This is a genomic window from Massilia sp. NBRC 108631 (genome assembly GCF_059704565.1).
On record NZ_BAAKJE010000225.1, the window covers coordinates 50,755 to 65,869 of the forward strand.

The window sequence follows — 15,115 nt, forward strand, 5'->3', positions numbered from 1 at the left end:
GCGGGCATGGCATACATAGAGCAATACGCAGACAGCTACGCCGAAAGTTACGGCGCGGCCGGCAGCGCGCCGGCTGCGCACAGCGTGGCCGACGAGCAGAAGCACCTGCTGTCGTATGCGCCGCTGGTCAAGCGCATCGTGCGCCAGCTCAATTCGCAGATCGCCGGCGCCATCGACCGCGACGACATGGAGCAGATCGGCCTGATGGGCCTGCTCGAGGCGCTGCGCCGCTACGGCGTGCCGGACGCGGCGTTCGGCAGCTACGCCAGCCTGCGCATCCGCGGCGCCATCCTCGACGAGCTGCGGCGCCAGGACTGGCGCCCGCGCGCGGTGCGCCAGCACAGCCACAAGCTGCGCGACGCGGTGCGCGAGCTGACCCGCAAGCTGGGGCGCGAGCCGGACGAACGCGAAATCATCGCCGGCCTGGGCATCACCGCCGAGGCCTACCAGGCTTACCAGCTCGACGAAAGCGCCGAGCTGATGGCCAGCTTCGACGAGGTGCTGCAGGACACCGTCAGCCCCGGCAGCGACGTCGCCCCCAGCCCGGAGGAACAGCTGATGGTGCGCCGTTCATTGGCCCAGGCGCTGGGCGGCCTGGACGAGCGCGAACAGCGCGTGGTGCAGATGTACTACGAGTTCGAGCTCAGCTACAAGGAAATCGCCGCCGTGCTGGACCTGACCGACGCCCGCGTCTGCCAACTCAACAAGGCGGCGCTGAACAAAATGAAAGCGGTGCTGCAAAGCGCCTGATAAGAAAATGACGCAGAAAGGCGTATCATGCAGCAACTAATCGGCATCATCATCGTCCTGGGCAGTGTGTTCGGCGGCTTCTTCATGATGGGGGGCGTGTTCCACCAGATCTGGCAGCCGATCGAACTGTTCGTCATTGCCGGCGCCGGCCTGGGCGCGCTGGTGATCGGCAATCCGACCCACGTGCTGAAGGAAATGGGCACCCAGCTCAAGAAGATCATCACGCGCAAGAAGTACGACTCGGAATTCCAGCGCCAGTTGCTGCTGCTGATGTATGAACTGCTGCAGCTGGCCGCCGGCGGCCTGAAGGCGCTCGACGCCCACGTCGAGGCGCCCAAGGACAGCCCGCTGTTCCAGCGCTACCCGCTGGTGCTGGAGGAACCCAAGCTGCTGGCCTTCATCGTCGACAACTTCCGCCTGATGGCGATGGGCAAGATCAACGCGCACGAGCTGGAAGGGGTGCTGGAGCAGGAACTGGAAGCCATCCACGAAGAGCTGAACCAGCCGGCCAAGTCGATCGCCAAGATCGGCGAAGCCATGCCGGGCTTCGGCATCCTGGCCGCCGTGCTGGGCATCGTGATCACCATGAACACCGTGTCCGAAGGCGCCACCTCGGGCGAAATCGCGGAACACGTGGGCGCGGCCATGGTCGGCACCTTCATCGGTATTTTCCTGTGCTACGGCGTGCTGGACCCGATCGCCAACGTGATGAAGCAGCTGGTCAACCAGGAAGCGTCCAACAAGGAATGCGTGAAAGTGGTGCTGGTGACCCACGTGGCCGGCAAGCCGCCGCTGCTGGCGATCGACGCCGGGCGCCGCCTGGTGCCGCTCAACATCAAGCCGAGCTTCGCCCAGCTGGAACGCTGGATCAACGAACTGGAAGGCCGCGACAGCGAGCCGGAGTCCGGCTCGCGCCGTGGAGGTGGCCGTGCTAAAGCCGCATGAGAAGCATGAGGAAACCATCGTCAAGCGCGGCGGCGGCAAGCACGCGCACGACGACCACGGCGGCGCCTGGAAGGTCGCCTTCGCCGACTTCTGCCTGGCGCTGATGTGCTTGTTCCTGGTGCTGTGGCTGATGGCGGCGCGCAACACCGAATCGCTGCAGCACATCATGACTGAGCAGGATGGCAACAAGACCGACCAGGGCAAGGGCGTGATGCCGGAGCAGGTGGGCGGTCCGCGCGGCAGCCTGATCGAGCGTTTCCCGATGCCGCGCACCGGCAAGAACGATTCTCCCGGCCAGGCCCTGGCCAGCGGCGAGAGCGCCTCCGAGGTGCAGGACAAGGTCAGCTATGAAACCCCGGGCGAGCTGCACAAGCTGGCCAAGGCGCTGGCCAAGCTGAGCGCCGAAACCGGGCTGGCGGCCAACCTGGAATCGGTGATCACCCCGTACGGCTTGCGCGTGATGCTGCACGATACCGACAAGCAAGGCATGTTTGTGCGCGGCTCGGCCGTGCCGACCGACCGCTTCCGCGCCCTGCTGCGCAGCATGGGCCCGCTGTTCGAGCGCATGCAGAACCAGATGCTGGTGGTCGGCCACACCGACTCCACCCAGTACGCCGACACCGGCTACTTCGCCTATTCGAACTGGACGCTGTCGTCCAACCGCGCCATGGCGGCGCGCTCCATGCTGCTGTCGGGCGGCATGCGCAAGGACAGCGTGCTGCAGGTGGTGGGCATGGCCGACCGCGCGCCGATCGACACCGGCAAGGCCGACGCCGGCGTGAACCGCCGCATCGAACTGCTGATCCTGACCGCCGGCCAGGCCCAGGCGGTGTCGTCCATGTTCGGCATGCCGGGCAGTAAGAACACGCTGGGCGGCGAAGTCGACACCGCCCTGCCGGATGCGGAGTCCTTGCAAAAACTGCGCAACAAGCTGGGGCCGGAGGGCAAGTACGGGACCGGGCGGAATGGGAACTGAACATTTACTTCGCGCACGGGCGTAAGGCGGGTTACTATGCAAACTTCCAAGACCAGAGGTCAACGTATGAGAATTTCGACTGGCAGCGCGGACGGCCTGGCCGTCCAGCGGGTGGCCGACAGCGCCCCGGCCGAGGCGGCGCACGCCCCGCCGGCGCCTGCCGCGCCCGGATTGCAGTCGGCCGTGCTGCAGCCGGCGCTGGCCGCCCTGAAGGACATGCCGGAAGTGGACCACGAACGGGTGGCCATGCTGCGCGACGCGCTGGCCAAGGGCGAACTGCCGTTCGACGCGGACAAGCTGGCCGGCCTGATCCAGCGCTTCCACGGGAGCGACAAGTGACAGCAGCAGGTCCGGCCGCGGCCGGCGCTGTTGCGAGTCAGCAACAGCCGAGCCGCCAGCAAGCGATGCACATGCTGCTCGACGGCATCGCCGCCGACATGGCGGCCTACGCCACCCTGCAGCACTTGCTGGAACAGCAATTCGAAGCGGCCGTGCGCCACCAGCGCGCCGCGCTGGAACAGCTCGCCGAGGCGGTCTCGGCGCTGGTGGAAGCGATGGAAGCGCGCCGCGTGCAGCGCGTGGCCTGCGCCGTGCAGCTGCTCGGTCCGGCGCCGTCGATGGCGCAGGTGTTCGCGCTGCTCAAGCCCGAACCGCGCGCCCGCCTGCAGCAGCAGTGGCAGGAACTGGAGCAGCGCGTGCTCGAATGCAAACGCCTGGGCAAGCGCAATAGCGACTTGCTGGTTGAACAATACACTATCATGCAGCGCGTGCTGCATGGCGAGGACCAGATTTATGAGCCGGCCTGACCTGCTGCGCCCCCTGCAAGCGACTGCGGCCACCGCCGCCACGGCGGCCACCGCCAGCAATATGCGCCCCACCGCCGGCCTGTCCGGCGGCGGCGCGGCCTCGACCGGCAGCTTCGGCGCCGCCTTCCGCCAGGTGCAGGGCGACGTGGCCTCGCTGATCAGCGGCGGCTGGAGCAACGGCGTGGGCCCCGCCCAGGGCAGCGGCGGCGACGCCCTGCCCTCGCAGGCGCTGAGCACCGCGGCGGCGGCGCTGCGCGCGCGCGCGGCCGGCGTCATCGACGGCCCGGCCGGCGGCGCCAGCAGCGCCGAACAGCAGGAATTCCTGGCCACCATCGAACCCTGGGCGGCCGACGCCGCCAAGCGCCTGGGCGTGGCGCCCGAGCTGGTGGCCGCGCACGCGGCGCTGGAATCGGGCTGGGGCCAGCGCCCGGTCGGCAACAGCAACAACCTGTTCGGCATCAAGGCCGGCGGCCCCTGGCAGGGCGCCGTCGCGGCCGCCACCACCACCGAATACGAACAGGGCGTGGCGCTGAAGAAAGTGGAACGCTTCCGCAGCTATCCGGACCCGGCCGCCGCCTTCCACGACTACGCCAATTTACTGATCGCCAATCCGCGCTACCAGCAAGCGCTCAACACCGGCAACGACGCGCGCGCCTTTGCCAGCGGCCTGGCCCGGGGCGGCTACGCCACGGACCCGGCCTACGCCGACAAGCTCAGCAAGCTGGCCGGCAAGGTCCAGCAGATGAAACATCACCTGGGCGACTGAATGGACACGGGCAGATCGGCCGGTTCCACCGTTCCAGCGCCCGTCACCCGAGCCTTGATGATGTTGCCATTGTTGTTGCGCACGCGTATCAGCGCGCCGCGCGCGCCCGGGTCCAGCGCCTCGCCCGCCATGCTCACTTCGATCTGTTCGTTGCGCGCCACGATGCGCACCGCCTCGCCGCGCTTGACCAGCAGCTGGGCGGTGAGCATGTTCTGGCGCAGCAGCTCGCCGCTGCGCAGCGCGCGCCGCGCCGCCATGCCTTCCAGCAGCGCCAGGTCGGACACGGTGTCGCTCACCAGGCTGACGTCGCGCCGCTCCAGCGCCACGTCGGCCGCGTCCACCGGTTGGCCGCTGGCCACGTCGGCCGCCATCACCGCCACCCGCGCGCTGACCTTGGCGCGCACCACGAATTCGTGCTTCCAGCCGCCCTCGCCGGGGCAGGTCGCCACCAGGCGCATGCGCGTGAGCTGGCGCGCGTCCAGCACGCCCACCGCCACCGGCGCGGCAGCCGCGCACGGCGCCAGCGCGCGGCCGCTGCGCACGGCCGCCACGTCGAATTCAGGCTCGGCCAGGCCGCTGCTGTCGGCCTGGCGCAGCAGCGCCTCGCGCGCGGTTTGTTCCACCAGCGCCACAGTCTGCTCAACTGTCGTGGCCGCTTCGCCAACAATTGGCACGATCATCGCCAACGCGGCAAAAATCGGATGTAAAATGGGATTGTTGAACATGGGCAATACCTTTACTATGATGGCTGCGGCGCGCGCAGTGCGCCCGGTCGCCATTTTACATGGGCAACGTACTCACGACAGGAGGGAATAAATGGGTATCAACTTCAAAGACGCACTCGGCTTGCATGGCGACGCGCTCCATTTGCGTGCCGAGCGCACGCGCATCCTGGCATCGAACATCGCCAACGAGAACACGCCCGGCTACCAGGCGCAGGACATGGACTTCGCCGCCACCCTGGCGCAGAGCCAGGCGCTGCAGACGGGCGAGCCGGAACTCGATTCGGACGGCAACGCCCTGTACCGCGTGCCCTACCACCCGACCCGCGACGGCAACACCGTCGAAATCGGCGTGGAACAGGCCGCCTTCTCGCAGAACGCGAGCGACTTCCAGACCAGCCTGACCTTCATCAACATGAAGCTCAAGGGCCTGGCTAAAGCAATCAACGGCCAGTAAGGGCGCCTCACATGAGCTTCAAGGATATTTCCCAGATCGCCGGTTCGGCGATGGCGGCGCAGACGGTGCGCCTGAACACGGTGGCCAGCAACCTGGCCAACGCCGATTCGGTGGCCGGCAGCGAGAACGAGACCTACCGCGCCCGCAAGCCGGTGTTCGCGGCCGTGATGAACGAAGGCGCCAACGCCGACAGCGGCGGCCGGGTGCAGGTGCTGGACGTGGTCGAGAGCAGCGAGCCGCTGCGCAAGGTGTACGAACCGGGCAATCCGCTGGCCAACGCCGACGGCATGGTGTACTACCCCAACGTCAACCAGGTGGCCGAGATGACCGACATGATGTCGGCCTCGCGCGCCTTTGAAACCAATGTGGAAGTGCTGGGTCGCATCCGCTCCATGCAGCAGTCGCTGCTCAAACTCGGTGAAGGTTAAGCCATGCAAACCAATTTCTTCTCGAATACCCCCGCGGCGACCACGGCCGGCAGCAATCCGCTGGCCAACGGCAGCGAAACGTCGACCATGTTTACCAAGCTGCTGGTGGCCCAGATCCAGAACCAGGATCCGCTCTCGCCCACCGACCCCAGCCAGTTCATCAACCAGCTGACCCAGCTGTCCCAGACCGAGGCGCTGCAAAACGTGGGCAACCTGACCAGCGCCAACGCCAGCATCCTGCAAAGCATGCAAGTGCTGGCCCTGGGCGCGCAAGTCGGTTCCGATGTGCAAGTTACCGCTACCGAAGTGCAGCTCGACAGCGCCAAGGTCCAGGGCGAGGTCACGCTCGAGGCCAGCAGCAGCAAGACCACGCTGGTGCTGACCGGCCTGGACGGCCGCGAGCACAAGGTCGAGCTGGGCTCGCAGTCCGGCGGCCCGGTGCCGTTCGCGCTCGATCCGCAAGCCATGGGCCTGCCGGCCGGCACCTACAAGATGCGCGTCGAAACCAGCACCAAGGAAGATCCGGCCATCGACCTGGTGGGCCGCCTGAACAGCGTGCGCCTGGGCTCGGGCGGCGCGGTGGTGCTCAACGTGGCCAATGTCGGCGAGACCTCGCCGGCCAAGATCACCGCCTTCAACGGCAAGTCCGCCGGCGCCACGGTGGCCAGCAACTGAGCCGGCGCCGCCCCCTAGCCAGCTTCTCTTCACCAAATTAACGCAGTCCCCCACGAAAGGTAGACGCCATGAGTTTCGACATTGCACTGTCCGGCATCCAGGCCATCAACGAGCAACTGGGCACCATCTCCAACAACATCGCCAATGCGGGCACCTACGGCTTCAAGTCCAGCCGCGCCAACTTCGCCTCGCAGTACGCGGGCACGCAGGCGGCCGGCGTGCAGATCGGTTCGGTCACCCAGAGCATCGGCATCAACGGCGGCGTGGTGTCGACCGGGCGCGGCCTGGACGCGGCCATCAACGGCCGCGGCTTCTTCACCGTCAAGGACGCGCAGGGCCAGATGAACTTCACCCGCGTCGGCATCTTCGACGCCAACGCGGACGGCTACCTGGTCGACGCTTCGGGCCGCAAAGTGCAGGGCTACACCATGACGCCGCCGTCCACCACGCTGGGCCCGATGGGCGACCTGACCATCCCGACCGGCCAGATCCCGGCCGTGGCGAGCAGCAAGCTGGCCTATGTCAGCAACCTGTCGGACGACTGGAAGGTCCCCACCGGCACCTTCACCCCGCCCGACCTGACGGCCAACCCGCAAACCTTCCCGCCGTCCGATTCCTACAATATGTCGCGCGTGTCGGTGCTGCATGACAGCAAGGGCAACCAGCACACGCTGACCCAGTACTTCATCAAGACTTCGCCCAACAGCGTCAGCGTGCGCTACACGCTGAACGGCCTGGAAGTGGCCGGTTCGGGCAACACCCTGACCTTCGACGCCAAGGGCCAGCTCGACACCGTCACCGATCCGGCCACCGTGCTGTACGCGCTGCCGGCGTCGGTGCCGCAAATCTACGACCCGGTCACCAACGCCTTCGTCAGCACCGGCGCGTCCGACCTGGCCATCAATATCGACTACGTCGGCACCACCCAGTCGGCCGGCGAAGCGACCAACTCGACCAACAAGGCCGACGGCTACGCCGCCGGCAGCTACATCGGCGTCGAGCTGGCCAAGGACGGCTCGCTGATCGCCAAGTACACCAACGACCAGCGCCAGGCCGTGGGCAAGGTGGTGCTGGCCACCTTCCCCGCCGAGGGCGAACTGACGCCGATCAGCGACACCAGCTGGCTGGCCTCGAACGAGTCCGGCACGCCGCTGTACAACACCCCGGGCACCGGCATGACCGGCGCGCTCAACACCACCTCGCTGGAACAGTCCAACGTCGACATCACCTCCGAGCTGGTGGGCCTGATGACGTCGCAGCGCAACTACCAGGCGAACTCCAAGGTCATCCAGACCGAGAACGCCATGATGCAAGCGCTGATGCAAGCGCTGTAACCGGACCGGCCGACAGATGGATGCACTGATCTACACCGCCATGAGCGGCGCCGAGCGGGCGCTGCGCGGACAACAGGTCCACGCCAACAACCTGGCGAACATGGACACCACCGGCTTCCGGGCCAACCTGGAACTGTCGACCGCCCGCCCGCTGAGCGGCTACGGCTACGACGACCGCCACATGGCCGACATGCAGGCCAACGCGGTCAACACCCGCGGCGGCACGCTCAAGTCGACCGGGCGCGAACTGGACGTGGCCATTTCCGGCGACGGCTTTTTCGCCGTGCAGGGCCCGACCGGCGAAGCCTACACCCGCGCCGGCGCCATCACGCTGGACGCCGACGGCGCCATGACGGTGGGCGGCATGCCCATCCTGGGCGAAGGCGGCCCGATCACGCTGCCGATCCACACCAAGGTGCAGATCGGCCAGGACGGCACGGTGTCGATCCAGACCCCGGGCTCGGCCCAGATGCAGGTGGTCGACAAGCTCAAGCTGGTCAAGGCCGAAGCGTCGGAACTGACCAAGAACGAAGCGGGCCTGCTGACGGCGCGCGACGGCCAGCTGCTGGCCACCGACGCCACCGTCAAGGTCAGCGCCGGCCACCTGGAAGGCAGCAACGTGTCGGCGGTCGAGGAAATGGTGGCCACCATGAGCTTGAACCGCACTTTTGAAATCCAGATGAAGCTGTTCAAGGCCAGCGACAGCATGGCCGAAGCCGGCAACCGCCTGATCGGCGGCTGAGTCCACCAATTTACAGGGAGCAAACATGAATCCAGCAATGTGGATCAGCAAGACCGGTGTCCAGGCGCAGGACGCGAAACTGCAAACCATCGCCAACAACCTGGCCAACGCCAACACCGTCGGCTTCAAGCGCGACCGCGTCGCCTTCCAGGACCTGTTCTATTCGATCGAGCAGCAGCCGGGCGCGCAGCGCGCCGACAACAACACGCTGGCGCCGTCCGGCGTGCAGCTGGGCAATGGCGTGCAGCTGGTGGGCACGCAGAAGATTTTCACCAACGGCAATATCCAGAACACCACCAATGCGCTCGACGTGGCCATCAACGGCAACGGCTTCTTCCAGGTGCGCCGCCCGGACGGCGAAGCGGCCTACACCCGCGCCGGCCAGCTGCAGCTGGACCAGAACGGCATCCTGGTCAACAGCAGCGGCCTGCCGCTGGTGCCGCAGATCACCGTGCCGGCCAACGCCACCGCCGTCACCATCGGTGAAAACGGCGTGGTCTCGGCGGTGGTGGCCGGCAGCGCCACCCCGGCCGTGCTGGGCCAGCTGACCTTGACGTCCTTCATCAACCCGACCGGCCTGCAGGCGCTGGGCGAGAACCTGTTCGCCGAGACGGCCGCCAGCGGCGCGCCGACCGAAGGCAATCCCGGCACCGACCAGTTCGGCAAGCTGAAACAGGGCGCGCTGGAAGGCTCCAACGTGCAGGTGGTGGAAGAAATGGTGGACATGATCGCCGCGCAGCGCACTTATGAAATGAACACCAAGGTGCTGACCGCCGCCGACAACATGCTGCAATACCTGTCGCAGGCGGCGCGCTGATGAAAACCGCCCTGCCCGCCGCCCTGGCGCTGCTGCTCGGCGGCTGCGCCGTCGTCCAGCCGCCTGTGGTCCGGCCGGGCCCCTTCGACGACGCGCCCACCATGGCGCGCTCGGCCGCGCCGCGCGGCACCGCGGGCGGCGTCTACGCCGCCGACGCCGGCCTGTCGCTGACCTCGGACAGCCGCGCCTTCCGCGTCGGCGACGTGGTCACCGTGCTGCTGGAAGAAACCACCCAGGCCTCGAAGAGCGCCGGCACCTCCTTCAAGAAGGATTCCGGCATCAACGTGGCCGCGCCCAGCCTGCTGGGCAAGACCTACCCGAAAGCGGGCATCGACCTGAACGCGGGCCGCTCCTTCGAGGGCGACGCCACCAGCACCCAGCAGAACGCGCTGTCCGGCGCCATCACCGTGATCGTGCAGGAAGTCATGCCGAACGGCCTGCTGCGCCTGGCCGGTGAAAAAATGCTGACCCTGAACCAGGGCGAGGAATTCGTGCGCCTGCGCGGCTATGTGCGCGCAGCCGACATCGACGCCGACAACCGCGTCTCCTCGCTGCGCATCGCCAACGCCCGCATCGCCTATTCCGGCCAGGGCACGCTGGCCGACGCCAATTCCCCCGGCTGGCTGACGCGCTTTTTCGCCAGTCCCTACATGCCTTTCTAAGGTGGCACCATGCGCCGCACTCCTGTCCGCACTCCTTTCCTTTCCGCCGGCGCCGCCCTCGCCTTCGCCTGCGCCGCGCTGCTGAGCGCACTGCCCCTGCAGGCCCAGGCCGCGCAAACCCTGCGCAACCTGGTCAGCATCGAAGGCGTGCGCGAGAACCCGCTGGTGGGCTACGGCCTGGTGGTGGGCCTGAACGGCAGCGGCGACTCGACCCAGGTCAAGTTCTCCAGCCAGTCCGTGATCAATATGCTCAAGCAGTTCGGCGTCAAGGTGCCGGACGGCACCGACGCCAAGAGCAAGAACGTGGCCACCGTCATGGTCAGCGCGGTGTTCCCGCCCGGCTACCGGCGCGGCCAGGCGATCGACATCACGGTGTCCTCGCTGGGCGACGCCAAGAGCCTGCGCGGCGGCGCCCTGCTGCTCACGCCGCTGCGCGCGGCCGACAATGAAGTCTACGCGCTGGCCCAGGGCAACGTGGTGGTGGGCGGCCTGTCGGCCGCCGGCAAGAGCGGCTCCTCGGTGACGGTCAACACCCCCACCTCGGGCCGGGTGCCGAACGGCGCCACCATCGAGCGCGAGATCGCCACCGACTTCGCCACCAGGCCGACCGTGCGCCTGTCGCTGCGCCATCCGCATTTCCAGACCGCCACCAACATCGTGGAGTCGATCAACAGGAAATTCGGCGAGATCGCCAGCACCACCGACGCCACCAGCGTGGACGTGGTGGCGCCGGAAAACCCGACCCAGCGCGTGGCCTTCATGGCCAAGCTGGAAAGCCTGGCCATCGAAGTGGGCGACAACAACCCGAAAGTGGTGTTCAACTCGCGCACCGGCACCGTGGTGATCGCCGACGGCCTGCGCGTGCGCGCCGCCGCCGTCACGCACGGTTCGCTGAAGGTAGTGATTTCGGAAAGCAGCAAGGTCAGCCAGCCGAACGCCTTCGCCCAGGGCAGCACCCAGGTCACGCCGCAGTCGGCCGTCAGCGTGGACCAGGGCTCGGGCCAGATGTTCAAGTGGCCGGCCGGCGCCAAGCTGCAAACCATCATCGACACCGTCAATGCGCTGGGCGCCTCGCCGGACGACATCATGGCCATCCTGCAGGCGCTGGACCAGGCCGGCGCCATCGAAGGCGAACTGGTCGTCATCTAACGGAAAGCACCATGGACCGCCTCACGCCCAACCTCGCCCCCATCCTGCCGCGCCAGCTCGACATCGGCCCGGCCACCCGCCCCGCGCTGTCGGCGCCGGCGGCCGAGGCCGCCCCGGCCGACCCGGCCGACGCCCATTACCGCGCCAAGGCCACCGAGGCGGCCGTCAAGTTCGAATCGTTCTTCATCGGCGACATGCTGCACCGCATGCGCACCTCGACCGAGGCGCTGAAGGACGAGGAGCGCAAGGACAGCATCAACCGCGACATGCTGGACATGGCCGACAACCTGGTGGCCGACCAGATGGCCGGCCAGCGCGCCTTCGGCGTGGCCGACGCCATCCTGCGCCAGCTGCTGCCTGCGGCCGCGCCGGTGGCGCCGCAGCTGCCGGGCACGCCGATGCCGCTGGCGCCAGCAAATAATGCCAAAACCATTTAATGCGGCGCGGAAAGTGGTCGCCTTTATCAGTTAACGGACCAGTGAAGATGCTTTAAAGCAACTGGTCCCCGCCTACACCAGGAAAGACCAGCACCAATGAGCATACTCAGCAACGCGCTGTCCGGTTCGAACGCAGCCCAAGCGGCGATCCACACCACCAGCCAGAACCTTGCCAATCTGCAAACCAAGGGCTATACCCGCCAGGGTGTGCTGCTCAACGCCATGGCGCCCGGCCTCGGCTCCAAACAGGCCGGCAACGGCGTGGAAATCGGCGGCCTGCTGCGTTTCTCCGATTCCTACAAGAGCCAGCAGATGTGGCGCGCGGCGTCCGACCTGGGCGCCCACAGCCAGACCCAGCCCTACCTGTCGCAGATCGAACGCGTGATGGGCGACGACAAGTCCGGCCTGAGCAACGGCGTTGACGAGTTCTTCAAGGCCCTTAACGCGGCCGGCGTGGATCCGACCTCGACCCCGCTGCGCCAGGCGGTGGTGACGGCGGCCAATTCCATGTCGCAGCACTTCAACAGCATTTACAACGTGACGGCCAACCAGCGCCTGTCGGTGCGCCAGCAGCGCGACGCGCTGATGCCGTCGATGAACCAGAGCATGGCCGGCATCGCCGCCCTGAACGCGCGCATCACCGGCGCCTCGGCCACCGGCACCAATGTGTCGGCCCTGATCGACGAGCGCGACATGGCGATCGACCAGCTGGCCTCGATGGCGGCAATCGAGGTGATCGACCAGCCGGACGGCTCGCGCAGCGTGTCGCTGCGCAGCGGCCAGCCGCTGGTGGTGGGCAACCTGGCCAGCACCATCGCCATCGACAGCACCAGCGGCAGCCCGGTGCTGACGCTGACCTTCGCCCAGTCCAAGTTCCAGCTCGACGACACCAAGGTGGGCGGCCAGATGGGCGGCTTGTCGGCCTACGACAAGAACGTGCTGGAGCCGCTGCAAAAGTCGATCCAGGACATGGCCTCGCAGATGGCCGACAAGATCAACACCCAGCTCGGCCTCGGCTTCGACTCGGCCGGCAATCCCGGCAAGCCGCTGTTTACCTTCGACGCGGCCAGCACCACCGGCATGCTGCAGATCGACCCCGCCTTCCTGGCCGCCGACCTGGCCTTCTCGGCCGACGGCACGCCGGGCGACAACGCCAACCTGCAACTGCTGATCGGCATCAAGAACCAGCCCGTGACGCTGACCTCGGTCGGCTCGGTGCTGCTGGGCGACGCCGACACCCAGCTGGTGGGCAAGCTGGGCATCGACAGCCAGCAGAACCAGGCGCTGCTGAAAACGGCCACCACCATCCGCCAGCAGGCCGAGGATGACTGGAAATCGACCAGTGGCGTAAACCAGGACGAGGAAGCAATCAACCTGGTGGAATTCCAGAATATGTACCAGGCGAACATGAAAGTGATCGCCGTGGCCAACAGCCTGTTCGACGCCACGCTGGCGATGTTCAACTAAGAGGATCGCCATGCGCATCGCCACTTCCCAATCGCAAGCCACGATGAACCGCTCGCTGATGATGAATCAGGACGCGCTGACCCGCCTGTCGCAGCAGATGGCGTCGGGCTCGCGCATCCAGGTGCCGTCCGACGACCCGGTCTCGAACGTGCGCATTTCGCGCCTGAACCGCGAGGAAGCCATCGTCGGCCAGTACCGCGAGAATATCGACGCGGTGCAGATCCGCCTGCAAAAGAACGAAACCTACCTGAGCAGCGTGGTGCGCGACATCAACGACGCGCGCGACCTGTTCGTGTGGGCGCTGGACGGCGGCAGCACCACGGCCGACGACCTGCAGTCCATGGTGACCTCGCTCGAATCGATCCGCGAGAGCATCCTGTACAGCGCCAACACCAAGGACCAGGAAGGCCGCTACATCTTCTCCGGCACGCTCACCAGCACGCCGTCGGTGAGCTACGACGCGGCCGCCGCGGCCGGCGCGCGCTACACTTTCACCGGCAACAACGGCAAGCAGCAGGTGGTGGTGGGCAACGGCATCTCGCAGACCGCCAACGTCGACGCCCAGGGCCTGGAAGTGTACCTGAACCAGATCGACGCGGTGCTGGACGGCCTGACGGTGCCGGGCGTGACGCCCAACGACCCGGCCTTCCGCGCGCTGCTGAGCAGCGCCCTGACCGGCTCCGACGACGGCCTGACCCTGGTGTCGGGCAAGATCGCCACCTTCGGCGGCGCCCAGAACATCCTGGCCACGCTGTACGACAACCACACCAACGTCAGCCTGTCGAACCAGATGGCGCTGACCGATATCGGCAAGCTGGACTACGGCCTGGCGGCAACCGAGTTGAACGGTTATACGGTTGCGTTACAATCCACTTACAAGGCGTATGCCAAGGTCAGCAACCTGTCGCTGTTTAACGTACTCTAACTGACGTCGTCCACTCCGCATGCAAATCGCTCCACGCCCCAGTTCCAGCGGCCTCGCCGCCGGCAATACCAGCTCCACCGGCAAGGTCGACGAGACCAGGCTGGCGGCGCCGGTAGGCACGCCTGAAGCCGGTGCGGCCGGTGCGCCCGCGCCGGTGGCGCGGCGCGGCGTGAGCAACTGGGACGGTCCGCTGCAGAGCGACATCTCGGGCGCCCAGCAGGCGGTCGACTTCCTGGAGCAGAGCGCGGCCCAGCTGCGCATGCTGAAAGCCGAGCTGAGCGCCAAGCTGGCCAGCCGCGCCGGCCGCGACGGCCAGGTGGAGGCGCGCGTGCGCCAGTTCAACGACACCTGGCGCAACCGCCAGGACGCCTCGGGAGGCACGCTGGACAGCCAGCTCGGCTACAACGCCAGCCAGTCCCTGCAGCGCTTCAAGGTGCGCGGCATGAATATGGCCAACCTGCGCAGCGGCGCGCGCGAAACGCTGGCCATCGCGGTCGGCGGCGGCGCCGCCGGGCTGCGCTCGGTGGCGCTGGAGCCGGGCCTGTCGGACCAGGAAATCGTGCAGCGCTTCAACCAGGCGCTGGTGCCGGTCAACATCAGCGTCGGCCTGGGCGACAATGGCGACCTCGAATTCGCCGTGCCCGAGTCGGCCTGGGCCAGCGTGCGCGACACCATGGCCATCCAGGGCGGCGGCATCCGCTTCCCCACCGGCCAGCTGCACCGCGTGCGCGCCGAGCCGGAAGCGCCGGCCATCGCGCCGGAAACCTGGAGCACCAGCGACGCCGAAGCGATCCGCCAGACCTTGAGCCAGGTGATCCAGGCGCTGAGCCATGTGGAAGCGGCGCTGGCCAAGGTCAACCTGGCCCTGAGCGACGCCAGCGCGCGCGCCGCGTCGGCCATGCCGCAAGTGAGCGCGGCCGGCATGGACCAGGCGGCGCAAAACTTCGTGGTGGCGGCCAACGAGCCCAGCTACGCTTCCCTGCTGAGCCTGACCTCGGCGCTGACCGGCATCAACCGCGAACGCGTGATGGCCCTGCTGGGCCTGCGCTAAGCCCCC

Annotated in this window: 19 protein-coding genes; 18 read left to right on the plus strand and 1 reads right to left on the minus strand. The window is 67.3% G+C overall.

Going from position 1 to position 15,115, the window contains the following annotated elements; all coding sequences use genetic code 11:
• The first annotated feature begins 6 nt into the window (after positions 1-6).
• From AC6H42_RS24670 to AC6H42_RS24695, 6 genes are all read left to right on the plus strand, one after another.
• A complete protein-coding gene (locus AC6H42_RS24670) occupies positions 7-750 on the plus strand; it encodes a FliA/WhiG family RNA polymerase sigma factor (protein WP_057156973.1) in 744 nt (247 codons plus the stop codon).
• Positions 751-777: 27 nt separating this feature from the next.
• On the plus strand, positions 778-1,695 hold the full coding sequence (motA, locus tag AC6H42_RS24675; RefSeq protein WP_057156972.1) for a flagellar motor stator protein MotA: 918 nt from the start codon (positions 778-780) through the stop codon (positions 1,693-1,695).
• Complete coding sequence (locus AC6H42_RS24680) at positions 1,679-2,671, plus strand: flagellar motor protein MotB (RefSeq protein WP_057157318.1); 993 nt, start codon at positions 1,679-1,681, stop codon at positions 2,669-2,671. The genes motA and AC6H42_RS24680 overlap by 17 nt, the downstream gene beginning before the upstream one ends.
• A 66-nt stretch (positions 2,672-2,737) precedes the next feature.
• Positions 2,738-3,010, plus strand: a complete 273-nt coding sequence (locus AC6H42_RS24685) for a flagellar biosynthesis anti-sigma factor FlgM (protein ID WP_057156971.1) — start codon at positions 2,738-2,740, stop codon at positions 3,008-3,010.
• On the plus strand, positions 3,007-3,477 hold the full coding sequence (gene flgN / locus AC6H42_RS24690; RefSeq protein WP_229418286.1) for a flagellar export chaperone FlgN: 471 nt from the start codon (positions 3,007-3,009) through the stop codon (positions 3,475-3,477). Before AC6H42_RS24685 ends, flgN begins: the two co-directional genes overlap by 4 nt.
• A complete protein-coding gene (locus tag AC6H42_RS24695) occupies positions 3,464-4,243 on the plus strand; it encodes a glycoside hydrolase family 73 protein (RefSeq protein WP_497549174.1) in 780 nt (259 codons plus the stop codon). Before flgN ends, AC6H42_RS24695 begins: the two co-directional genes overlap by 14 nt.
• Here AC6H42_RS24695 and flgA read toward each other — a convergent pair.
• On the minus strand, positions 4,228-4,923 hold the full coding sequence (gene flgA / locus AC6H42_RS24700) for a flagellar basal body P-ring formation chaperone FlgA (protein ID WP_057157317.1): 696 nt from the start codon (positions 4,921-4,923) through the stop codon (positions 4,228-4,230). The two genes, AC6H42_RS24695 and flgA, sit on opposite strands and share 16 nt — an antisense overlap.
• A gap of 136 nt (positions 4,924-5,059) precedes the next feature.
• Between flgA and flgB the strand changes: the two genes are divergently transcribed.
• The 12 genes from flgB (at position 5,060) to AC6H42_RS24760 (ending at position 15,109) form a co-directional block, all read left to right on the plus strand.
• Positions 5,060-5,422 carry a flagellar basal body rod protein FlgB gene (flgB, locus tag AC6H42_RS24705; protein WP_057156968.1) on the plus strand — a complete coding sequence of 121 codons (363 nt, stop codon included), beginning with the start codon at positions 5,060-5,062 and terminating at the stop codon, positions 5,420-5,422.
• Positions 5,423-5,433: 11 nt separating this feature from the next.
• Positions 5,434-5,850, plus strand: coding sequence for a flagellar basal body rod protein FlgC (flgC, locus tag AC6H42_RS24710; RefSeq protein WP_057156967.1), 417 nt, complete (start codon positions 5,434-5,436; stop codon positions 5,848-5,850).
• Between the two features lie 3 nt (positions 5,851-5,853).
• Complete coding sequence (locus tag AC6H42_RS24715) at positions 5,854-6,525, plus strand: flagellar hook capping FlgD N-terminal domain-containing protein (protein ID WP_057156966.1); 672 nt, start codon at positions 5,854-5,856, stop codon at positions 6,523-6,525.
• Positions 6,526-6,593: 68 nt separating this feature from the next.
• Positions 6,594-7,859, plus strand: coding sequence for a flagellar hook protein FlgE (locus tag AC6H42_RS24720; RefSeq protein WP_057156965.1), 1,266 nt, complete (start codon positions 6,594-6,596; stop codon positions 7,857-7,859).
• A gap of 16 nt (positions 7,860-7,875) precedes the next feature.
• On the plus strand, positions 7,876-8,601 hold the full coding sequence (gene flgF / locus AC6H42_RS24725; RefSeq protein WP_057156964.1) for a flagellar basal-body rod protein FlgF: 726 nt from the start codon (positions 7,876-7,878) through the stop codon (positions 8,599-8,601).
• A gap of 25 nt (positions 8,602-8,626) precedes the next feature.
• Positions 8,627-9,418, plus strand: a complete 792-nt coding sequence (flgG, locus tag AC6H42_RS24730; protein ID WP_200954029.1) for a flagellar basal-body rod protein FlgG — start codon at positions 8,627-8,629, stop codon at positions 9,416-9,418.
• On the plus strand, positions 9,418-10,080 hold the full coding sequence (flgH, locus tag AC6H42_RS24735) for a flagellar basal body L-ring protein FlgH (RefSeq protein ID WP_200954028.1): 663 nt from the start codon (positions 9,418-9,420) through the stop codon (positions 10,078-10,080). Before flgG ends, flgH begins: the two co-directional genes overlap by 1 nt.
• A gap of 9 nt (positions 10,081-10,089) precedes the next feature.
• On the plus strand, positions 10,090-11,229 hold the full coding sequence (locus AC6H42_RS24740; protein WP_057156961.1) for a flagellar basal body P-ring protein FlgI: 1,140 nt from the start codon (positions 10,090-10,092) through the stop codon (positions 11,227-11,229).
• An 11-nt stretch (positions 11,230-11,240) separates the two neighbouring features.
• Positions 11,241-11,666, plus strand: coding sequence for a rod-binding protein (locus tag AC6H42_RS24745; RefSeq protein ID WP_497549175.1), 426 nt, complete (start codon positions 11,241-11,243; stop codon positions 11,664-11,666).
• Between the two features lie 96 nt (positions 11,667-11,762).
• A complete protein-coding gene (gene flgK / locus AC6H42_RS24750) occupies positions 11,763-13,133 on the plus strand; it encodes a flagellar hook-associated protein FlgK (RefSeq protein WP_057156960.1) in 1,371 nt (456 codons plus the stop codon).
• Between the two features lie 10 nt (positions 13,134-13,143).
• Complete coding sequence (gene flgL, locus AC6H42_RS24755) at positions 13,144-14,058, plus strand: flagellar hook-associated protein FlgL (RefSeq protein WP_057156959.1); 915 nt, start codon at positions 13,144-13,146, stop codon at positions 14,056-14,058.
• 19 nt (positions 14,059-14,077) lie between these two features.
• Positions 14,078-15,109: a hypothetical protein gene (locus AC6H42_RS24760; RefSeq protein WP_057156958.1), complete on the plus strand. Its 1,032-nt coding sequence runs from the start codon at positions 14,078-14,080 to the stop codon at positions 15,107-15,109.
• Positions 15,110-15,115: the final 6 nt, after the last annotated feature.